Genomic DNA, 17,266 nt, shown 5'->3' with positions numbered 1-17,266 from the left:
CCCAATCGCTTGGGGGAGACGTTTCGTTGCATGAAAGGATGAATCGGAGCGTGATCGGGCGAGTGCAGTCAACGAGTGGCGGTGGCGGGCGGTAATCTAGCTGTAGGAGTGGCAAGGGATGCCGTTGCCGGTCCGATGCCTTGTGCATGCCCGGTAGCGCCTCCAACACAGGGAACGGCAAGGACGGCAAACGCAGTGAAGACACGGCACATTGGAAACAACTGGGTTCCCTTGCTTGGATTGTCGCTGCTCTTTTTGGTTGCCGGCGCCATCAGCATGGTCGCTGAACGCGGCAACGGCGCCGATGCGCGGTTCTTCGTGGTGGGTTCGCTGCTGGTTGGCGCCGTGAGCGCCGTCTGGCTGTGGCGAAATCCCTCATGGTTTATCGAGCCGCGCAACCACTATTTGTACCTTCTGGGCGGCACGTTGCTGGGCATCGTGTTGAGCGCCCTCATACCGTTCCTGCACGGAGCCGGCCCCTGGCTGGTTCTGGGCGCCGGGATTGGCGTGTATGGCTATTTTGAACGGCTGCGACTGCTCATGACCGTCGGCGGCGCCGTGGCCTTCACCGCTGTCCTGACCATGCTTATCCACGCCGATGTGTGGGGAGGGGCCATGCACCTGGCGACCACGGCAGTGTTGGCCTTTGCAGCGAACAAACTCTACGTGCTGCGCCACGGCAAACGTCGCGAAGCCCAGGACAGCGAACCGGACTTCATTGGCGTCTTTGAAGAGTTCGATCCCGAAGAAGCGCTTCGACCCTAGACCCGGGCCCGGGTCTAGCGCTAGGGCTGGAAAGCACCAATGGTCAGCAGTTCGATGTTCGCGTTGCTGCAGGCCGTCAGCGGGTGGGGGATTTCCAAGCTGTCAAAGGCACTGGGCGGATAGACAAGGACTGAGCCCGCCTGAACCTGCTGGCACCCCTGGTAATTCCCTGCCTGCGAGTAGCTCAGGACGGCGGACGCGCTCTGTCCGGGCGCCAAGGGGATGGGGCCGTTGGAGGGCGCTTGGGGGTCGCGCACGGCCGGTGCGCCGATGGGGTCGATGGTGCCCGCCCTGACCATGGACACCCCGGGGTAGCCGTCCAAGATGCAGTCGGTGCCCGAGGAGTTGGCGAGAATCAGTTTCATGTAAATATGCCCCGCTGCACCGCCCCCGGTGTCGTCCAAGGAGCCTGTCAACTCGGCTGCCGTGCACAATTCCGTCGCCTGGCTTGCCGGCGCACTGCTGGGAGGCGGCGGCGGGCTTGCCGGGGCCGACGTCGCTGCACCCGTTGCGCCGGCAGTCGCGCCGGCAGTCGAACTGGGGGAAGCGTCGGGGGTTGCGCCGGCGGTGGGGCTGGCGCTGGCGGATGAACTGGGGCCGCCCGCCGAGGTGGTCGCCGTTTCCTCGGGGCTTTTCGGAGTGCAAGCGGCCAAGGAGCCGCCCAACGCCAGCACAGCGGCCAGGGCGAGCAACTTCGTTCCATGCAGTTTGGTGGAATGGCTTCGCTTGGCAAGGTCCCGCGGTGCAGTAATCATGCCACCACTTTTTCGCGCATGGATTTCAGAGTCAACCGGCCCCGCCGCCAAGGCGAAGAACGATGGTCAAAATGTGACTTCGCTGCGGGTGGCGCCCGCAGCGAAGTCACACCGTGCGCAGGGCGGCTGACCCGTGCGAGGGAAGGCTATCGGCGCTCAGGCAGGTTACGCCTTGCGGCCGGTGCGCAGGAACGCCAAGCCACCGAGGATCAGCCCGGCCAGCCCTGCACCCAGACCCACCCAGACAGCCCAGGAGGTGCCGGCGTCGTTCGTGAGAGATGCAGCGGTTTCGGTGGAAGCGGCGGCGTCGTGGCCTCCGTGCCCGTCGTCGGCCACAGCCTCCGTGACGGCGAAGGCAGGGGCGGGGGCCTCAACAGAGTCGTGGTCGGCACCCTCGGCGGGGATTTCCTTCCAGTCGGTCTGGCCCGATTCGCACTTTTGCAGGGTGGGGAAATTCAAGGTGGTGCCGGCGGCGTCGGGCAGCTTCACGGACAGCGTGAAGGTGTCTCGCTCGTGGTCCACCAGCGGGGTTTTGGCAGTGTAGGTGATGGACTCCGTGCGGTCGCTGACCTTGCTGCCATTTTCCAGCGTGCGCGGGGTGTCAAGCTTCTGCATCTTCTTGCTGATGGTCCAGTTCGGGTTGACAGTGGGCGTGGCGTCGTCGAGCCCTTGGGGCAGTGTGATGGTCATGGCCGTGGTGGGTGAGCCGTCGCAGCCGTGGCTCGTCGAGAAGGTGGCCAAGGAGTAGGCGCCGGCGGCCGTGTCATTGGGGGTGACGCTGACATGGGCCGACGCGGCACCGAGGCCCAGCATCATGAGGCCGGCGGTGGTGCCGATGGCGGCGGTGGACTTGAGGGTACGGGAAAAACGCATGGGTGAAACCTTTCGAAAGCGCGCAAGCGCATGAAGACAGGGAGGGGCACCCCGCGACGAGTTCGAAGGGTGCTATGCGGGAACGACTGCCGAAAGAGGCGGACCGCGCCGGGTGTCGGGCGGTTGATTGCGCCACGGCACGCAGGGCAGCGGGCGCATGATGATGCTGGGGAGCGTTGGCCGCGCCGGCAGCACTCGGACGACGGCGGCGCGCTTGTACAGCGGTCGCAGCCAGCCGGCGAGGGACCAGAGGGCGTTTTCGCCGTAGGCCAGCAAGCCGGCGGCGGTCAGGGTGGCGGCGACGTGTGCCAGGCCCATCCAGACCGACATGTGTGCTGCTTGGCCGATGCTTTCCATGCCCTGGGCACCGACTGCGGTGGTTGAGGCCATCATGGCCGAAGCATGCGCCTCGGGAGACATTGCTTGATGGTCCATTGCCGCCACGCCGGGAGCGGGGTTTGCCGCGCTGCCGTGGGAGAGCATTTCAAAGCCCTGGTGCAGGACAAGCTGACTGCTGGCCAGCAACGCGACCATGGCGGCCGGTGTCAGCCGGAAATTGGTGGCAATGCTTGAGCACAGGATGTGCAGCGCCAAGATGGCGGCCATGATGGCCGGAGCCGGCAGGGTTCCGCCGCCCACAAGGTGCGCGCCGGCAGCCAGGCCGAGGACTGTGGCCCCCACCAAGGTGGTTCGAAGCAGCCTGAAAGGAGAGTGCGGCACACTGCTCCCTTCGATTTGACCAACCTCGCCAGTTTATCCGGGAAGGGCCGCGTTTTGCATCTTTTGTTGCGTCAATCTGCTGCGCCGGGTTGCGTGGCAGGGGTTGCGCTCGAGTCCGCACCAAGTTCCGCGCCCGGGCATGCGCCAGCGGCTGTGCCCGGCAGGTACACGGAAAAAACCGTGTGTCCCGGCGTGCTGGCAACGGCCACGCTTCCGCCATGGGACCGCACGATCGCCTGCACAATGCTCAGGCCCAGCCCCGTGCTGCCCGCGGTGCAGGTGCGGGCCTGGTCTGCCCGCGAAAACCTGTCAAAGATGATCTCTTGGAAGGCGGGGTCGATGCCGGGGCCGGTGTCGTTGACCTCCATGAGGCACCCGCCGTCGGGCGCCTGGGACAGTGCCGCATGGACGGCAGTTCCGGCCGGGGTGTGCTTGGCGGCGTTCCCCAGCAGGTTCACGATTATCTGGCGCAGGGCGGTTTCGTCGCAGAGGGCTTCGACAGGTTCGTCGGGCACCGTGAAGCTCCAACGGTGGTCCGGCGTGGCCACCTGGATGTCGCGGACGGCCTCCATGACCAACGGGCTCATGTTGACGGGGTTCGGCACAGCCTTCACAGTCCCGTTTGCGGAGACGCCACCGTTGGCGGCGGGATGGCCGGTCTGTTGCGCCTCGTCCAGCCGGGCCAGCGTCAGCAGGTCCTCGACAAGGCGGCTCATGCGCACCGATTGGTCCTGCACTCGTCCCAGGGCTGTTTGGCCGTCGGCACTCAGCGGCTCGGTCATCGAGAGGAGTTCGGCGTAGCCGCGAATCGCCGTCAGTGGCGTGCGCAGCTCGTGGCTGGCGTCGGCAACGAAGCGCCGCAGCTTGGTTTCGCTGAGCTGGCGGGCTTCCAAGGCATTCGACACGTTCTCCAACATGGCGTTGAACGCGTTGCCCACATTGCCCACTTCGGTGCCCGGGTGGGACACCGCGTCCGGGACGCGCGCGCTCAAGGCGACCTCACCGGCGTCGAGCCTCAACACGGCGACCTTCGTGGCCGTGTCCGAGAGTTGCTCCAGGGGCCGCAAGTTGCGCCGGATGATGGTGGTGCCGGCCCATCCGAGCGCCATGAGCCCGGCGAGCGAGACCAGCACGATCGCGAGCACCAGGGCGGACAGGGTTTGCTGGGTGGAGGTCATCGGCAGGCCGGTGATGAGGGTGTCGCCGTTGGGGGCCGACTCGGCCTGGAGCCGGTATTTGCCGAGGGAGAGGCTTGCGCTGCTGAGCGCGCCGTTGGCAGGCAGGGAGGCGAGGGCATCGGCGTCGGACGTGGTGAGCTGCTGGCGCGTGCCGGTGCTGGAAAGGATGCCGGCATAGTGCACGACGCCGTTGCTCAAGACCGCGCTGAGCTGGCCGGCGCTGGTGGCGCGGGCATCGAGGGGGTCCGGCTGCGAGCCGTTCGGGGTGGGGCTGGTGTAAAACGCGATGGTGCGCACCGTGGCCTGCTGCAGCGAAGTGTCCAGTTGGGTGTTGATTGTCAGGCTCAAGGTGGTGTAGCTGACGAAGCCCACCAGGGCGCAGATCACTGTCAGCAGAGCAAGCATGACGGCGACCAGGCGGGTGCTCAGTTGCCAGCTGCGCGGGTGCAAGCTCTTTCTTGGCCCGGCAAATTTTTTCCCTGCGGGCCCTGTCCCGTCGACGGCGGGGTTCAGGGGCATGGCTTGATCACGTAGCCGGAGCCCCTGACAGTGTGAATCATGGGTTCCCGGTCGGCATCGATTTTCTTGCGGAGGTAGGAAATGTACAGCTCCACAATGTTGCTTTGGCCGCCAAAATCGTAATCCCACACCCGCTCAAGGATGCGCGCCTTGCTCAGGACATGGCGGGGGTTTTCCATGAGGAATTTCAACAGCTCAAATTCGGTGGAAGTCAGCGGGATGTCCACGCCGTTGCGCTGAACTGACTTGGTGTCCTTGTCAAGGGCAAGGTCCCCGACGGTGAGCAAGGCGAACTGCGGGGCGGTGACGCCGGAGCGTTGCACGATCCGGTGCAGGCGCAGCAGCACTTCCTTCATGCTGAAGGGCTTGCTGACGTAGTCGTCGCCCCCGGCCTGCAAACCGACGACCTTGTCGGCGACGGCGTCCTTGGCAGTCAGGAACAGGGCCGGCACGTCCGGGTGGATGGTGCGGATGCGTCCCAGCAGCTCCACCCCGTCCATGCCAGGCATCATGATGTCCAGGACCAGCACATCGGGGGTGAATTCGCGGGCAAGCCTCAGCGCGGCAACGCCGTCATGGGCCACCGCCACATCCCAGCCACTGATTTCCAGGCCCCTGCGCATGAGGTCGGCCAGCTCCGGTTCGTCGTCGACCACCAAGGCGCGGATGGGCCCGCCGTCGGCCCGGGTGAGCTTGGGGAGTGCTGAAGCGGGAGATGCCATGACCCCATTATCTGACATTCGTCATATAGCAGGCTGGGTGGCCCCTGTATGTAGTCTGTGATTTACAAAAAACGGACACCGTTCTGCGGCCTTCCGTTCAAAATCCGCGTGTTGAGGAAAAACATGTCATACAACTCGTCTGTCGGGACCAGCAAAGCCACTTGGCGCCCAACGAAATCATGGGGGATTACGGCGACGATTTGGTGCGTGGCTGGTGTTGTTTGCGCTCTTTCTGATTCTCTCCACCGTTTACTCATTCATTTCGGCCGCCGGTCCTGGCTTGGGGCATTGGTTTTGCCGCCTGCAGATACTGTTCCTGCCGAGGCGGCAGCGCTTGAAGGCGCGGCTGCATTGGCGGCCCGGAGCCCAACTCCGACACCGAGCCCATCGCCCAGCCCAACGCCCACGCCGGTGAGCGTTTTGCTAACGGAATGTGCCGAGGATGGCGAATCCATGCTTGAACAAGACGAGACACTCGTGTGCGTTGTGGACCATGAAGGCGTGCTGGTGTGGATGCTTGCGAAGAAGGCCAAGGCATTGCTTGCGAAGCGGGCAGCGGTGAAGCGGCTTGCCGACGAAAAGGCCTCCGCCGAGTACGCCGAGAAGGTCCGGGCCGAAGCCGAGAAGGCTGCCGCTGAAAAGGTTGCAGCGGGAAAAGCAGCCACGGCGAAGGCGGCCGCAGAGAAAGCTGCGGAGAAGGCAGCCGCTGAGGACGCCGCCCGCGTGGCCGCTGAACAGGCCACACAGCAGCCGGTGCCCGAGCCGGCCCCCGTTGTCCCGGCTCCGGCTGCTGCCCATTAGCCCAACTGTGCTGCGGCAAGAGCCGCCGGTGAGTCACCGCTGTATGTGGACCAGCCCGGATACCGAGGCGGTCTGGACCGTGACAAGGACGGCGACGCCTGCGAGTAAGACGTACGAGCTTGGGTTTGTCGGCACTGCAAGCCGAGGAAAGACGCAAAAAAGTTCCGGCCCGCTACAAGTGCAGCGGGCCGGATCCGAACCAATAACCTATCGAACGAGGCTGCTGCCCGAGTAGGGGAAGTCGTCCACGGAAATCTGCGGACGTGGAGCCATCCTGCTGCCGTCTTCGAAGAACCCGGACTTGGTCATCGCCAGCGTCATTACGGCGTGAGCCGTTGCGTCGCCGAGCTCGAACAATGCCGCGGTGCTTAGATTGTTCATATCGTCACAGGCCTGGTGATAGCACGAGTCATACGGAGCACCCGCGGTTCCGCCATAGACGGCTGCCTCCGCTTCGGTCTTGATTCCCTCTGCTCCGCTGAACAGCCCGCCTGCGGGAATGCCTGCAGCGATGAACGGACCATAGTCGGAGCGACCGTCGAAGGACGTTGGCGAGCTGGCGAGCCCTTGACCTGCGAAGTAGTTTTCGAAGATCGATTCGATCTGGGCGGACCCGGGAGGACCTGCCAAGCCATTCGGGTCATCCGAGCCGTCTCCGTCGTAGACGAATCGGACGTAGTTGGGGGAACCGACCATGTCGAAGTTCAAGTTCGCGTAGATCTTGGACAGCTTGGGATTGCTGAGACTGTCCACATAGTGCGTGGATCCCAACAGCCCCGACTCTTCAGCTCCCCAGAACGCGAACCGCACCTGCTGGCGCGGCTTGATCTTCAACTTCTGCATCTGAATGGCGGTCTCAAGGATCACGCTCGTTCCGCTGCCGTTGTCGTTGATCCCTGCGCCGGCAAGCACGGAATCAAGGTGTGCCCCCACCACCACTGTCTTGTTGCGATTGCCTTTGGGGGAGTCAGCGATGATGTTTTTGGTGGTGCGCATTTCAGTAATGGTGTCAGTGCTGACAGCGACGCTCACAGGACCGGACTGGGTGGCCTGGTACAGTGCGACTCCATCGTCGTAGCTGATGCCGACGACGGGGATGGCTGCCGGATCTCCAAGCGTGACGCCGGTGAGAAGCTCGGTGCGACCGGGGTTGCCCTCATTGAAAATCACCGCGGCGTCATACCCGGCCGCAACAGCGTTGGCAACTTTGTCGGCAAAGGCGCACGTGCCACGCTGAATTAGCGCAACCTCTGGTTCAGTTGCCGAGGCCGGGACGAAGTCCGCAACTGCGCAGCCCGAAGCGGAACTGGGAGTTTCGGTGGCCGGAATGACCAGGTTGGTGGTGGGAACCAGTGCGCCTGTCACGTCTCCGCTGCCCGAGTAATCCAAGGTGGCCACCTCGTAGGGAGTGGGTGTGGGCGAGACTTGTGCAAGCGTCGCCGGGCTGACTTCCTGGTAAAACGGGAACTCGAACTTCTGCTCGGAGACCTTGTAGCCCGCCTTCTTCAACTTCTTCTTGACGTAGTCGGCCGAGGCCTCGAATCCGGGCGTTCCCGAGGCCCGTGTTCCGTCGTTGTTGTTTGCAATTCGCTGCAGGACGCGCTCGTGGGTCAGGATGTTGCCCACCGTGACGGCCTTGCGCAATTTGTTGGTGTTGACGTCATCCACGGCTGACGCGGCCGATACTGGAACCAGCATGGCCGCGACGACCGCCCCGGCTGCCAGCATTGCTCTTCCTTGCATGATTTCTCCTTCGCTCTAGCCCCAAGCGGGGATTACTGCACACGGTAGAGCGTTCCGCAAAGAGGGCGACTGCGATAGGGTCGTTATGCAATTGTTATAAATGGGAGCGTGTTTCACAGCCTAATTGCCGAGGGATCGCAAGGGGATGTGTTATTGGAATCTTTTACGCTGCACGCGCCTTGCTGCCAGGCGCGGGAGCAATTTTTTCACCGCTGGGCACTGGTACGATTCCGGTCAAAACGAAACCCCCGGTTCCCTTGCAATAAAAGGGAACCGGGGGTTTTCAATTGGCGGTGACGGTGGGATTTGAAGCCTTTTATGTGCCCAGCAGTGGCGGCAATTTACCGGATTCTAGGCAAATATTCATCACTGACAGTCATTGAAAACAGGCTGTTTCAGGATCAAATGTGCCCATTATGTGCCCAGATGGCGGAGGATATTCCCCCGCGAAACATCCCCGTCAAGTTTGGCGGCGTCGATCGCCGCTTCAAATTCTTTATCACTGGCTAATGCCATGGCCATTGAGTCGTGCATCTCCTGATCTGAACTGAAGTAGCTACGGATAGCAGCGTTACGGCTCCTGTACGCTTTCTGTTTACATGCTGGGCTACAGAATTTGCGGTCAGCCCTGCCTTCCATGGCGGACCCGCAACCCATGCACTCATGCGTTACGGCTACATGTACGGCTTTCTGCGCTTTGCGGAGGGCGGCAACCCGACACCGGGTCGAGCAGTAAGGGGCCTTACGCCGCTTATCTGCGGCCACAAGCAGAGGAACACCACAATGTGCACACTCGTGCGGCTCCCAGCCCTCTGTGAACTCTGGCGATGAGACCATGAACAAGTTGTCTTTGCCGCCCATTCCGGCGCGGCCAGTCGTGGCGCAGTCATTGCATGCAAGTACTTCGCCCCGATAGTGCTTGAATTTATGCTTCGGTGTAGTCCGCTTTTCGGCAAAGCGCATTTTGACGCCGGGATTCTCGGCAGTGATCGGCCCCAAGCAGATTGGACACTTAGCATCTGTACTCATAACCGTAACGTTACGGTTAGATGTACGTTTATGTCAACTGGGCGATGTTCAGCGGCAACAGTTCCATGCTCGTCCCCGGCAGCGCTGTTCCAAGCGCCACGTACCGGCCTGTTGAATAGATTTCAATGTTCCGGCCGTCGCGGATAACTCGGCCCTTCGTTGGTGCCAGCAAGCCCCAGACGTGGAGCCCTTCACCGGACTGTGAAACCTCCGTGAACGTCCCAGGATTAGCGGCCAGAACCTCGGCAGCCCACGGCAGAATCACTCCGTCAACAATCGCATGGTCAAGATCAATGACGCCTATGCCGTCACCACGGAGAACAAAGCCGAGCCCTGCCCCTGCGGTGGATGCCTGGGCTTCATCGAAGCTTGACCATGTGCGCGGATTGGTAGAGCTGGCAGCACGCCCGGTAACAGTCAGGGGCCGCTTGTCCGGTGCCCGTCGAACCCATCGCCTAAGCTCCATCATCGCGGCGGGAAGTGCTGGCGGCTTGTTCGCTTGGCGGCGGAAATACGTCCCACATTTGGGTGTGCAGAACTTTGCACCACGTCGCGGCAGGTTCATAGCCCCTCCGCAGTACCCGCAAGCCCTTGTTTCCATGCTCCCATTCTACCGTTTTGTACGCGATAAAACCAATGAATACAAGGAACTTGACCGCGCTTTACGGATGCATGGCAAGGGCAAAACTGAGGCTGCCCTCCACCATTTCCGGGGTCAAATATGCTCCATGAAACACCCAAACAGCGCCAAACAGGCCCCTAACGCCGCCTGAAACAGCCCCAAGCCCAATACTGCCGCACCTCGGGGGGGGACAAGCCCTGTCGCTAGTGGAGTGCCTGACGTAGGCGCAGGGAGGGGGCTGCTCCCCTGGGTGTCATCTATGAACTTACAGCCCTTGCGAGCCCTTAGAACGGGCCACCAACCATTGCGGACGTGTGGAAAAAACCGCAGCCTGTGGAATTTGAGCCCCGAGAGTGAAAACCCTCGCTATGCATGGGGTACGGGGCAGCGGGGAGGGGAAGGGTTAAGGCCCCTGGATGTTATCCGGTGAACTTGGTTGGTGCTTCGTGCCTCGTTGCTGTCGTTGCTGTCGTTGCTGTCGTTGGTGCGTTGCCTTGTGTTGGTTGCTTGTCGTGGCAGCGTTGACAGATCACTGTGTAGTGTTCGCCGTCGCGCCGTGTGGTGGCTGTGTTGGGGAGCGTTCCACGGTCGAAGTTGAGCGGCACTGAACAGTCTTTGCAGTGTGTTTGATGTTGTTGTGCTGCTCTGATTGCTTTGATTCTGTCGCGGTTCCATGGGCTGTCTGGCTTGCGTGGCACTGCTGTCCTGTCGTTGGTAATGGGTAAGGCCCCGCACCTTGGAAGATGCGGGGCCTTGTGGTGTGCTGCTTGGCTATGCCGTGATGGTGATCTTGACGGTTGACTTGGGCTGAGGGAAGCCGAACCCAACACGCATGGATGCTCTAATGGCGATTCTGTCAGAAGTGAAGTGGCTCTGGTTACTGACGGCGAGCTGCACGTCTTCCCGCAGGATGGTAAGGGTCTGCACTGCGTCGAGTCCCCAGATGGTCTTGGCGGTGGCCTTGTCACTGACGAACACGGGGCGTCCGAGGATCTCGCGGGGGTTGTCCAGCAGGGCCTTGTTTGAGGTGCCGGTGTCCTTGAGTTTGGCAATGGCCAGGGCGTCGGAGGGGTGGACTACAAACCCGGTGAGGTTGAACCCGGCCACTTCTGCTGCTGAGATTGCTTCTGCGAACACGTCCAGGTTGGTGAGTGTTCCCGTGACGGCGGTGGTGGTGGCAGCGAGGGAGCCGAGGCCCTTCTGTGCCGGGGCGGCGGCGTTACCCAACCATGCGGTGTTGATCTGGGTAATGATGGAGCGGGCGAGGCCGTCACCAACCATTTTCTGTGCGTCGGGGCTGGAATCGTCGGCGAGTTCGCGGGAGACGATGGTCAGGCCTGCAACCTTTGACGGGGTGATGGTCAGCTCGTCCAGCGTCGGGTCATCCGGGGTGATCTCTCCACCTTCTGCGACCCAAGCGGCACCGGCGTCCTTCTTGAGGACGGGGACGCTGAATGATGCGCTGCCGGTCGTGACGACGGTAGCGAGGGAGGGATCAAACGGGAGTGCAAGGGCGGCGACGGGGCCGGTAATGAGGGTGGAGTATTCGGGGGGCAGGATGCCGGTTGCGGCAGCTTCAAGAAAGGTCATTGTGTCCTCCAAGGACGGGTATTTAGTGCGAGTGTGCTTTTTCGGGAGGTCCAGCCTCTACCGGGTGCCCGTCCTGGGGCGTCTAGTCATAAGTGCGGCCCCTGGCCGGCAGTCTTACCACTAGGGCAATTCTACCAGTCCAGGGGCCGTTTGTTGAGCATTCTGCCCAGTTGGTGCGCTATTTGCGTTTCAGTGCGTCACTCCATGTGGGGCCGTCAGTGCCCGCATAGTGGCCTGTGCCGGAGCCGTGGACCGGGGAAAGTCCGAAGTGCAGCCCGAGGCGCTGGTGTGCTTCCTTGACTGCCACGGTGAGCTTGTCAGGGTCCAGTGCACCGGCTTCGTCAAAGAAGTCAGCGGGGTTGGCCCCTGAAGTCCATAGAAGCTCTGCCCCGGCGCTGCTGCCCGGTGGCATGTTCCCGGCGACGATCTGCTTACGCAGGGTGTCCACGGAACTGGTGAGGGTGTCGCGTTCGGCTTCGGTGTCGCGGAGCTGGCGGCGGTACCTGGCTGCTTCGTTGGCTGTCTTGCCTGCCTTGCCTTCTGGGGCCTCGGGAGCCTCTGCGGGCTCTACTACCTCGGCAGGGGCTGGCGGGGTCGGCACGGGCGGCGTCACGGTCGTATCGGGTGCCTCGGGGGCGGTGGTGGTGGTCTCGGTGCTGGTATTGGCTTTGGTGTTCATTTTCATTTTCCTAGTCTGCGTAGATGTTGTTGTTGATCTGGGCTTGCTCGTGAATTTCCTTGTACCGCTTCCACTCGGCTTTGAACCATTTCAGGGAACGCCCGGTGTCTTTGCAGCGCAGTTCCCACAGCTCGGCCAGCTCGTTGGCTGCCTTCGCTTCGGCCTGTGCTTTCACTCGTGCCCGCTCGGCTGCCTTGCGTGCGGCACGCTCCATAACCAGGGCGTCCATGCCGGCGGCTGCAAGTGGTGTGTTACTCATGCTGCATTCCTGTCTCTTGATTCAATGACATTCAAGATGTCATCGGCTATTTGAACGGCGTTCGCTTCGGTGGTGACGATCCACGCACCCGCATGGAAGATGTGCACGCCGGGGATTTGGTCGCCGTCAGGGGTATTGAGGATAGCGGGGATGACTTTGGCGGTGCGCTTGTTGTGGTGCCAGTGTCCGGGGGCTGCTGTGAACGTTCGCGGTGCTTCGGTCGTCATGGTGCGTCCGCCTTGAATCCGTCGGGAATGGTGATGTTGTAACCGCCTATCGCGTCACAGTGTGATGCTCGGTGCCCGCCGGGATCTCCTGGCCCTTCCCATCCGTGGGTGTGGTTCTTGGGGCAGTGTGGACATTTGACTTCGATTACGTAAAAGCCGGGATAGGTCCGGTTGGGCCAAGCTCTGACGGCTACGGCGTCCGGTGCTGTGTTGGTCATTTGGTGGCGCATTGTTAGGCTCCTTCTGTTTTCGGGGATAAAAAAACCGCCATTGGGGGGCGGTGATAATTTCGGGCGGCTTTCATGCTGCACATCCCTGGTGGCGATCGTGTTCATGCTCATGCAGGGGATCGCCGCAGGCGATGCAGAGCTCCAATGTTCCTAAGGGGTCTCCATTAGTTAGGGAGGTAGGAGGATTAGGGAGATTAGGAACATTGACGGCACATTCAGGCTCAATCTCCCTAACCGTCCTAATGTCCCTAACCTCCTGATATATGGGATCTTGACTAGGGAGGTTGGAGCCGTTGTTGAGCCGGAAGGTGAAGCCGCCGCCGAAGCCGTCACGGATTGAAGTGCCGAGCGCGCTTCGGGCTTTCTCGGATGCTGTCTTTCCGAAGCCCTCAGCCTCTAGATGATCCTTGAGATCGTCCACAGAACAACCGTCTGGATGGTCTTCCATGTAGGCGGTGACGGCTTCTTGTGCCTGCTCCTGCTTCGACTTGGGCCGCAAGGCTTGGTCTTGCTGCTCTTTCCATTCGGCAATCAGGTTGCTTATGTTGGTGTGCGCCCTGGTGTAGTTGGCAAGGCAGGCAGTTGTCCCCGGGTCGTCGTCTGAGGCTTCGCGGACATTCTCAATCTTGAGTCGGTACTTCACAGCATTGGCCTTGCCTGTCACGTTGGACTTGTCCGGGCCGATCCATACGAACTCACCTCCTGATTCCTTATCGTCAGGTGACCGTGCAGCGAACAACACCATGCGGGCCTTCTGCCTGAGGACCGCTGTTGAGCCCATAAGGTCACGCGTGCTGGCCGTGGACATTCTGTTGGTGTGGGTCATGAGGATGACGGCGAGCCTGTGGCGCTGTGCCAACATCTTCCACGGGTGCATGGCTTGGCGGGCCTGCTGGGAGTCCTTGAGCGTCAGGGAGCCCGCTACGGTGTCTACCCAGGCATCCACAACAACCAGTGCCGCGTCTATGGCCCCTTCCTCAAGGTAGGCGTCCAGCGTGGCCATATCGCCGTTCATCGCGTTACCGAACACCGGGTTTCCTGTGCCGTCAGCTTCGCTTGAAAACAAGTAGATATGGTTCAGGTCGGCACCGGCCAGCGTAAGCCGCGCCTTGACTTCGCCGGGGTTGTCCTCCGTGACGATAACAACAACATCGCGGGGCTTACGGGCTGGCAGACTTACAGAAGCATCTGCACGGCCTGACGTGATCGCAGCAGCCCACCGGACCCAAGCAAGGGATTTTCCAAGACCTTCCTCACCAACCAACACCGTAATCTCCGAATAGGGTATCCAGCCCTTGGCGAGCCACTGAGTGGGGGGCGGTGCCTTGATGTCGGAAAGCTTGCGCGGCTTGAGGATCGCTCTGCCGTGCTTGTCGTCTTCTGCTTCCTTTGCTTTCCAGTGCTCTTCTGGTGGCTGGGCGTAGTCGTCCGTCATAGTGCGCTCCTTTCTCTGGCCTTGATTACGTCGAGGAAACTGATTGTGGTCACTAGTTCTTTTCGGATTTCTTCCCACAGAGCAGGACGTGCGGCGGCGCGGCACGTGGTGCACAGCCAGTCGGTGGAGTTGTGGCAGTCGCAGGTAGTCGCAATGCAGCCGGCAGTCACTGTTTAGACCACCGTCCGCTTAGCCATGACGTTCTCCATGGTGGTGATGTAGGAGGACATTTCCAGCAGCGCGTGTGAGTACTTGCGAGTCTCGGAGGCTGTCATGGGGTCATCGTCAGTGGTCCAGAAGGTGAGAGTGAACTCGTTGGTGGTGCGGACCCATTCAGCCGCGATGATCCACCTATCACCTTTCATGCCCTTGCCCGTGTAGAGATCACACACTTGGTCTGACGGCACGAATCCGGGAGGGATGCTACCGGGCAGGATCTCGCTGGGCTTGGTAGGGTGTTGCATAGGAACTACTCCTTGGTAGGTGTTTGTTTCTTCGGTCGTGACGGACTTTGGCGAGGCGTCACGGCCTTTTTCTTTGGTGGCGGGTCTGAAGCTCATGCGGTCACCTGTTCGCCGGTCTGCTGACGGGTCTGTGCTTCGATCCACGACAGCACGTCGGCCTCCATGTAGCGGACCGAGCGCCCGCCAATCTTGACGAACTTGGGACCCTGCCCCATGTATCGCATCTGTGCTAATGCGCCAACAGTGGTGTCGAGCCACTCCGCCACTGTTGCTGGCTTCAAAGCCTTGTTCGCGTCCATCATGATCTCCATCTTTAGTAACTTGACCTTCATCTTTTGAATGTCTAGGTTCATAATAATCACATGAATGGGTCGTAGTCAACAATGGCAGGTGCACCTTCATCCTTTGTATGTCAGACTGGTGCAATGGCTGGACAGAAGATGGAACTAGGACCGACTGGGCGCACCGTCGCCGAGAACATGAAACGGGTGAGAGTTGACCGTGGGCTGAACTATGCAGATCTCTCGCGCAGCGTGACTGAGCGCGGCAGGACTATCTCACCCTTAGCAATCCGGCGCATGGAAGAGGGGGGGCGGCGCATTGATGTTGATGACCTGATGGCTTTGGCTATTGCCTTGGGCGTAAACCCAAGCGCCCTGCTCCTGCCGCACTACATCGGCGACGAAGACTATAGCGATGAGGTCACGGCCATGCCGGAAGGGACCACGGCGGCAGATATATGGGCGTGGGGCGACGGGTGGCAAGCGCTGCCCCATGAGCGGTCTAATGCTTTGGTAATTGACGAGGATGCCACCGACATGGAGCGCGGACGGCAGGCGTATCGTAAGTATGCAGCTGAGCAGGGGCAAGGATTCTTGGATCGCATACGCCCTAGCGGGGAGGTGTACACAACAAGAGAATTCATTGCCGGTGTAAGCAAAACCGTATCGGACCTTGACCCGGGGGAGTGGGTTTCGCTGTGGGTTCATACAGGCAAGGCCGACGTGGGCAGTTTTCGCGTTCGCGCATATCCAGAGGGCGGGTGGAGCGACATGGCAAAGTTCTATGACCGAATAAAAACTGAACTGGCCGGGATTGTCGACTCTGGACTTGCGGCACCATTTATCAAGGAAGTTCTGGCGAAGCGAAAGAGCAATGGCGACAGTTGAAGCCTACGAAACTGCCGGTGGTAAGCGGTATCAGGTCCGCTATCGGAAGCCGGACAGGAAGCAGACCAAGAAGCGCGGGTTCAGGACAAAGCGGGACGCTGAACTGTTCCTGGCTTCTGTTGAGGTATCCAAGGCTAAAGGTGAATACATTGACCCCGGCGCGGCGAGGGTCACTATCGGATCATTGGGACCTGCCTGGCTGAAACGGCAGACCCATTTGAAACCGTCGTCTTATCGGCCCCTTGAGATTGCCTGGCGCGTACATGTTGCGCCTGCTTGGGGTTCCACGGCTGTGTCTGAAGTGCGGAAAACTGAGATCCAAGAATGGGTTTCAGGCCTGACAGTGGGGGACGCTGAAGCGAAGCCAGTGCGCCCGCCCAAGGGTGCAACAACGGTTGTCCGGGCCTATGGGGTGCTGGCGTCCATCCTTGACGGTGCCGTGGATGACAGGCGTGTCTTAATCAACCCTGCGAGGGGCGTGAACCTGCCTAGAAAGGTCAAGAAGCCTCACGTGTACCTCTCACACGAGCAGGTGCATTTGCTCGCGGCAGAATCGAAATACGAGACGCTTATCTTGGTACTGGCCTACTGCGGTCTGCGCTGGGGTGAAGCCGTCGCCCTCCAGGTGAAGCACCTGAACATGCTCAAACGACGGATCAATGTTGAGGTAAACGCTGTTGAGGTCGGCAGCAAAATTGAGGTGGGCACTCCCAAGAGCCACAAGAAGCGATCTGTTCCGTTCCCTGCGTTCCTGACAGAGCCACTGGCGGCGGCGTGCGAGGGTAAGCACCGGGACGATATTGTGTTCCCCGGCGTGGATGGGCAATACCTCCGCAGTGCCAGAATCCATGAAGACAATCAGAGTTGGTTCGCTGGTGCGGTGAAGCGTTCAGGTATCCCAAGGATCACACCTCACGATCTCCGCCACACGGCGGCAAGCCTAGCTGTCAGTGCCGGGGCCAACGTCAAGGCCGTGCAGAGAATGCTTGGGCACAGCAGCGCGGCCATGACTCTGGACATCTATGCAGACCTGTTTGACGGGGACCTGGACGCCGTGGCGGTAGCTCTGGATAAGGCAGTCTCACAATCAGATGTGCCCAAACGGTGCCCAAACGTCTAATTCATGACAAAACAAAACCCCTGCTTCCCTTGTAAACAAAGGGAAGCAGGGGTCTTGTAAACTGGCGGTGACGGTGGGATTTGAACCCACGTTAGGCTCTCACCTAAACAACATTTCGAGTGTTGCACCTTCGGCCGCTCGGACACGTCACCAACGCGTCAACCTTACCGGCTCAAGGCCCCACAGCAAAAATGAGCCTGTGGGTGATCATGGACTCGGTGCACAATGGGTACATGGACAGTGCAACGCAGCGTGCATGGAGCTGGCACAAACAAGGCTTGGACGGCTCATTGGCGGGCAGTGATCCGCGACAGTACTGGGAAAGGCCGGATGGGCGCGCTCCATTGGCGGTGACAATCCGTACCT

General features: G+C 60.9%; 18 protein-coding genes, 1 tRNA gene and 2 pseudogenes. 6 read left to right on the top strand and 15 right to left on the bottom strand.

The window, feature by feature from the left end; genetic code table 11:
- The first annotated feature begins 195 nt into the window (after window positions 1-195).
- A complete protein-coding gene (locus QMG25_RS00315; RefSeq protein WP_283456171.1) occupies window positions 196-765 on the top strand; it encodes a hypothetical protein in 570 nt (189 codons plus the stop codon).
- Window positions 766-785: 20 nt separating this feature from the next.
- Here QMG25_RS00315 and QMG25_RS00310 read toward each other — a convergent pair whose 3' ends face one another.
- The 5 genes from QMG25_RS00310 to QMG25_RS00290 all read right to left on the bottom strand — a co-directional run bounded on the left by QMG25_RS00310 (window position 786) and on the right by QMG25_RS00290 (window position 5,532).
- The gene (locus QMG25_RS00310) at window positions 786-1,520 is read right to left on the bottom strand and encodes a DUF4232 domain-containing protein (RefSeq protein ID WP_283456168.1); all 735 of its coding nucleotides are present in this window, start codon (window positions 1,518-1,520) and stop codon (window positions 786-788) included.
- Window positions 1,521-1,685: 165 nt separating this feature from the next.
- Window positions 1,686-2,393 carry a YcnI family copper-binding membrane protein gene (locus QMG25_RS00305; protein WP_283456167.1) on the bottom strand — a complete coding sequence of 236 codons (708 nt, stop codon included), beginning with the start codon at window positions 2,391-2,393 and terminating at the stop codon, window positions 1,686-1,688.
- Window positions 2,394-2,465: 72 nt separating this feature from the next.
- The gene (locus QMG25_RS00300) at window positions 2,466-3,113 is read right to left on the bottom strand and encodes a hypothetical protein (protein WP_283456164.1); all 648 of its coding nucleotides are present in this window, start codon (window positions 3,111-3,113) and stop codon (window positions 2,466-2,468) included.
- A gap of 71 nt (window positions 3,114-3,184) precedes the next feature.
- A complete protein-coding gene (locus tag QMG25_RS00295; protein WP_283456162.1) occupies window positions 3,185-4,810 on the bottom strand; it encodes a sensor histidine kinase in 1,626 nt (541 codons plus the stop codon).
- On the bottom strand, window positions 4,801-5,532 hold the full coding sequence (locus tag QMG25_RS00290; RefSeq protein WP_283456161.1) for a response regulator transcription factor: 732 nt from the start codon (window positions 5,530-5,532) through the stop codon (window positions 4,801-4,803). Before QMG25_RS00290 ends, QMG25_RS00295 begins: the two co-directional genes overlap by 10 nt.
- A gap of 453 nt (window positions 5,533-5,985) precedes the next feature.
- Between QMG25_RS00290 and QMG25_RS00285 the strand changes: the two genes are divergently transcribed.
- Both QMG25_RS00285 and QMG25_RS00280 read left to right on the top strand, forming a co-directional pair.
- Window positions 5,986-6,333, top strand: coding sequence for a hypothetical protein (locus tag QMG25_RS00285; RefSeq protein WP_283456159.1), 348 nt, complete (start codon window positions 5,986-5,988; stop codon window positions 6,331-6,333).
- A 15-nt stretch (window positions 6,334-6,348) separates the two neighbouring features.
- Window positions 6,349-6,441: pseudogene (locus tag QMG25_RS00280) on the top strand (excalibur calcium-binding domain-containing protein); the annotation flags it as partial.
- A 99-nt stretch (window positions 6,442-6,540) separates the two neighbouring features.
- Here the strand turns inward: QMG25_RS00280 and QMG25_RS00275 are convergent.
- The 9 genes from QMG25_RS00275 to QMG25_RS00235 form a co-directional block, all read right to left on the bottom strand.
- The gene (locus QMG25_RS00275) at window positions 6,541-8,076 is read right to left on the bottom strand and encodes a M20/M25/M40 family metallo-hydrolase (RefSeq protein WP_283456157.1); all 1,536 of its coding nucleotides are present in this window, start codon (window positions 8,074-8,076) and stop codon (window positions 6,541-6,543) included.
- A gap of 1,057 nt (window positions 8,077-9,133) precedes the next feature.
- Entirely contained in the window at window positions 9,134-9,574 is a 441-nt protein-coding gene (locus QMG25_RS00270) for a bifunctional DNA primase/polymerase (RefSeq protein WP_283456154.1), read from the bottom strand.
- Between the two features lie 924 nt (window positions 9,575-10,498).
- Window positions 10,499-11,317 carry a phage major capsid protein gene (locus QMG25_RS00265; RefSeq protein WP_283456152.1) on the bottom strand — a complete coding sequence of 273 codons (819 nt, stop codon included), beginning with the start codon at window positions 11,315-11,317 and terminating at the stop codon, window positions 10,499-10,501.
- 178 nt (window positions 11,318-11,495) lie between these two features.
- Window positions 11,496-11,996 (bottom strand): hypothetical protein, encoded by a 501-nt coding sequence (locus QMG25_RS00260; protein WP_283456150.1) that lies wholly within the window; start codon window positions 11,994-11,996, stop codon window positions 11,496-11,498.
- A gap of 10 nt (window positions 11,997-12,006) precedes the next feature.
- Window positions 12,007-12,255, bottom strand: a complete 249-nt coding sequence (locus QMG25_RS00255) for a hypothetical protein (RefSeq protein WP_283456148.1) — start codon at window positions 12,253-12,255, stop codon at window positions 12,007-12,009.
- A complete protein-coding gene (locus QMG25_RS00250) occupies window positions 12,252-12,482 on the bottom strand; it encodes a hypothetical protein (protein ID WP_283456147.1) in 231 nt (76 codons plus the stop codon). Before QMG25_RS00250 ends, QMG25_RS00255 begins: the two co-directional genes overlap by 4 nt.
- Before the next feature lie 300 nt (window positions 12,483-12,782).
- Window positions 12,783-14,147, bottom strand: a complete 1,365-nt coding sequence (locus tag QMG25_RS00245; RefSeq protein WP_283456145.1) for an AAA family ATPase — start codon at window positions 14,145-14,147, stop codon at window positions 12,783-12,785.
- Between the two features lie 173 nt (window positions 14,148-14,320).
- Window positions 14,321-14,611, bottom strand: a complete 291-nt coding sequence (locus QMG25_RS00240; RefSeq protein WP_283456143.1) for a hypothetical protein — start codon at window positions 14,609-14,611, stop codon at window positions 14,321-14,323.
- A gap of 92 nt (window positions 14,612-14,703) precedes the next feature.
- Window positions 14,704-14,943: a helix-turn-helix transcriptional regulator gene (locus QMG25_RS00235; protein ID WP_283456141.1), complete on the bottom strand. Its 240-nt coding sequence runs from the start codon at window positions 14,941-14,943 to the stop codon at window positions 14,704-14,706.
- Between the two features lie 93 nt (window positions 14,944-15,036).
- On the opposite strand from QMG25_RS00235, the gene QMG25_RS00230 reads away from it, so the two are divergent.
- The 3 genes and pseudogenes from QMG25_RS00230 (at window position 15,037) to QMG25_RS00225 (ending at window position 16,900) form a co-directional block, all read left to right on the top strand.
- A complete protein-coding gene (locus tag QMG25_RS00230) occupies window positions 15,037-15,780 on the top strand; it encodes a helix-turn-helix domain-containing protein (protein ID WP_283456139.1) in 744 nt (247 codons plus the stop codon).
- A pseudogene (locus QMG25_RS20465) lies at window positions 15,767-15,859 on the top strand (hypothetical protein); the annotation flags it as partial. The gene QMG25_RS00230 and the pseudogene QMG25_RS20465, both read left to right, overlap by 14 nt.
- A 264-nt stretch (window positions 15,860-16,123) precedes the next feature.
- On the top strand, window positions 16,124-16,900 hold the full coding sequence (locus tag QMG25_RS00225; protein ID WP_349307104.1) for a tyrosine-type recombinase/integrase: 777 nt from the start codon (window positions 16,124-16,126) through the stop codon (window positions 16,898-16,900).
- A 62-nt stretch (window positions 16,901-16,962) separates the two neighbouring features.
- Here QMG25_RS00225 and QMG25_RS00220 read toward each other — a convergent pair.
- Window positions 16,963-17,052, bottom strand: a tRNA-Ser gene (locus QMG25_RS00220).
- Between the last annotated feature and the right edge of the window lie 214 nt (window positions 17,053-17,266).

The organism is Arthrobacter sp. H35-D1 (genome assembly GCF_030063185.1).
GTDB lineage: Bacteria > Actinomycetota > Actinomycetes > Actinomycetales > Micrococcaceae > Specibacter.
Note: the sequence above shows the minus strand (reverse complement) of the source record. Positions and strands in the feature narration are given on the sequence as shown.

Coding starts and splice junctions, on each gene's coding strand:
- QMG25_RS00310 (WP_283456168.1), bottom strand. CDS start 1,520: ATGATTACTGCACCGCGGGACCTTGCCAAGCGAAGCCATTCCACCAAA.
- QMG25_RS00305 (WP_283456167.1), bottom strand. CDS start 2,393: ATGCGTTTTTCCCGTACCCTCAAGTCCACCGCCGCCATCGGCACCACC.
- QMG25_RS00295 (WP_283456162.1), bottom strand. CDS start 4,810: ATGCCCCTGAACCCCGCCGTCGACGGGACAGGGCCCGCAGGGAAAAAA.
- QMG25_RS00290 (WP_283456161.1), bottom strand. CDS start 5,532: ATGGCATCTCCCGCTTCAGCACTCCCCAAGCTCACCCGGGCCGACGGC.
- QMG25_RS00285 (WP_283456159.1), top strand. CDS start 5,986: ATGCTTGAACAAGACGAGACACTCGTGTGCGTTGTGGACCATGAAGGC.
- QMG25_RS00275 (WP_283456157.1), bottom strand. CDS start 8,076: ATGCAAGGAAGAGCAATGCTGGCAGCCGGGGCGGTCGTCGCGGCCATG.
- QMG25_RS00270 (WP_283456154.1), bottom strand. CDS start 9,574: ATGATGGAGCTTAGGCGATGGGTTCGACGGGCACCGGACAAGCGGCCC.
- QMG25_RS00265 (WP_283456152.1), bottom strand. CDS start 11,317: ATGACCTTTCTTGAAGCTGCCGCAACCGGCATCCTGCCCCCCGAATAC.
- QMG25_RS00260 (WP_283456150.1), bottom strand. CDS start 11,996: ATGAACACCAAAGCCAATACCAGCACCGAGACCACCACCACCGCCCCC.
- QMG25_RS00255 (WP_283456148.1), bottom strand. CDS start 12,255: ATGAGTAACACACCACTTGCAGCCGCCGGCATGGACGCCCTGGTTATG.
- QMG25_RS00250 (WP_283456147.1), bottom strand. CDS start 12,482: ATGACGACCGAAGCACCGCGAACGTTCACAGCAGCCCCCGGACACTGG.
- QMG25_RS00245 (WP_283456145.1), bottom strand. CDS start 14,147: ATGACGGACGACTACGCCCAGCCACCAGAAGAGCACTGGAAAGCAAAG.
- QMG25_RS00240 (WP_283456143.1), bottom strand. CDS start 14,611: ATGCAACACCCTACCAAGCCCAGCGAGATCCTGCCCGGTAGCATCCCT.
- QMG25_RS00235 (WP_283456141.1), bottom strand. CDS start 14,943: ATGAAGGTCAAGTTACTAAAGATGGAGATCATGATGGACGCGAACAAG.
- QMG25_RS00230 (WP_283456139.1), top strand. CDS start 15,037: ATGGCTGGACAGAAGATGGAACTAGGACCGACTGGGCGCACCGTCGCC.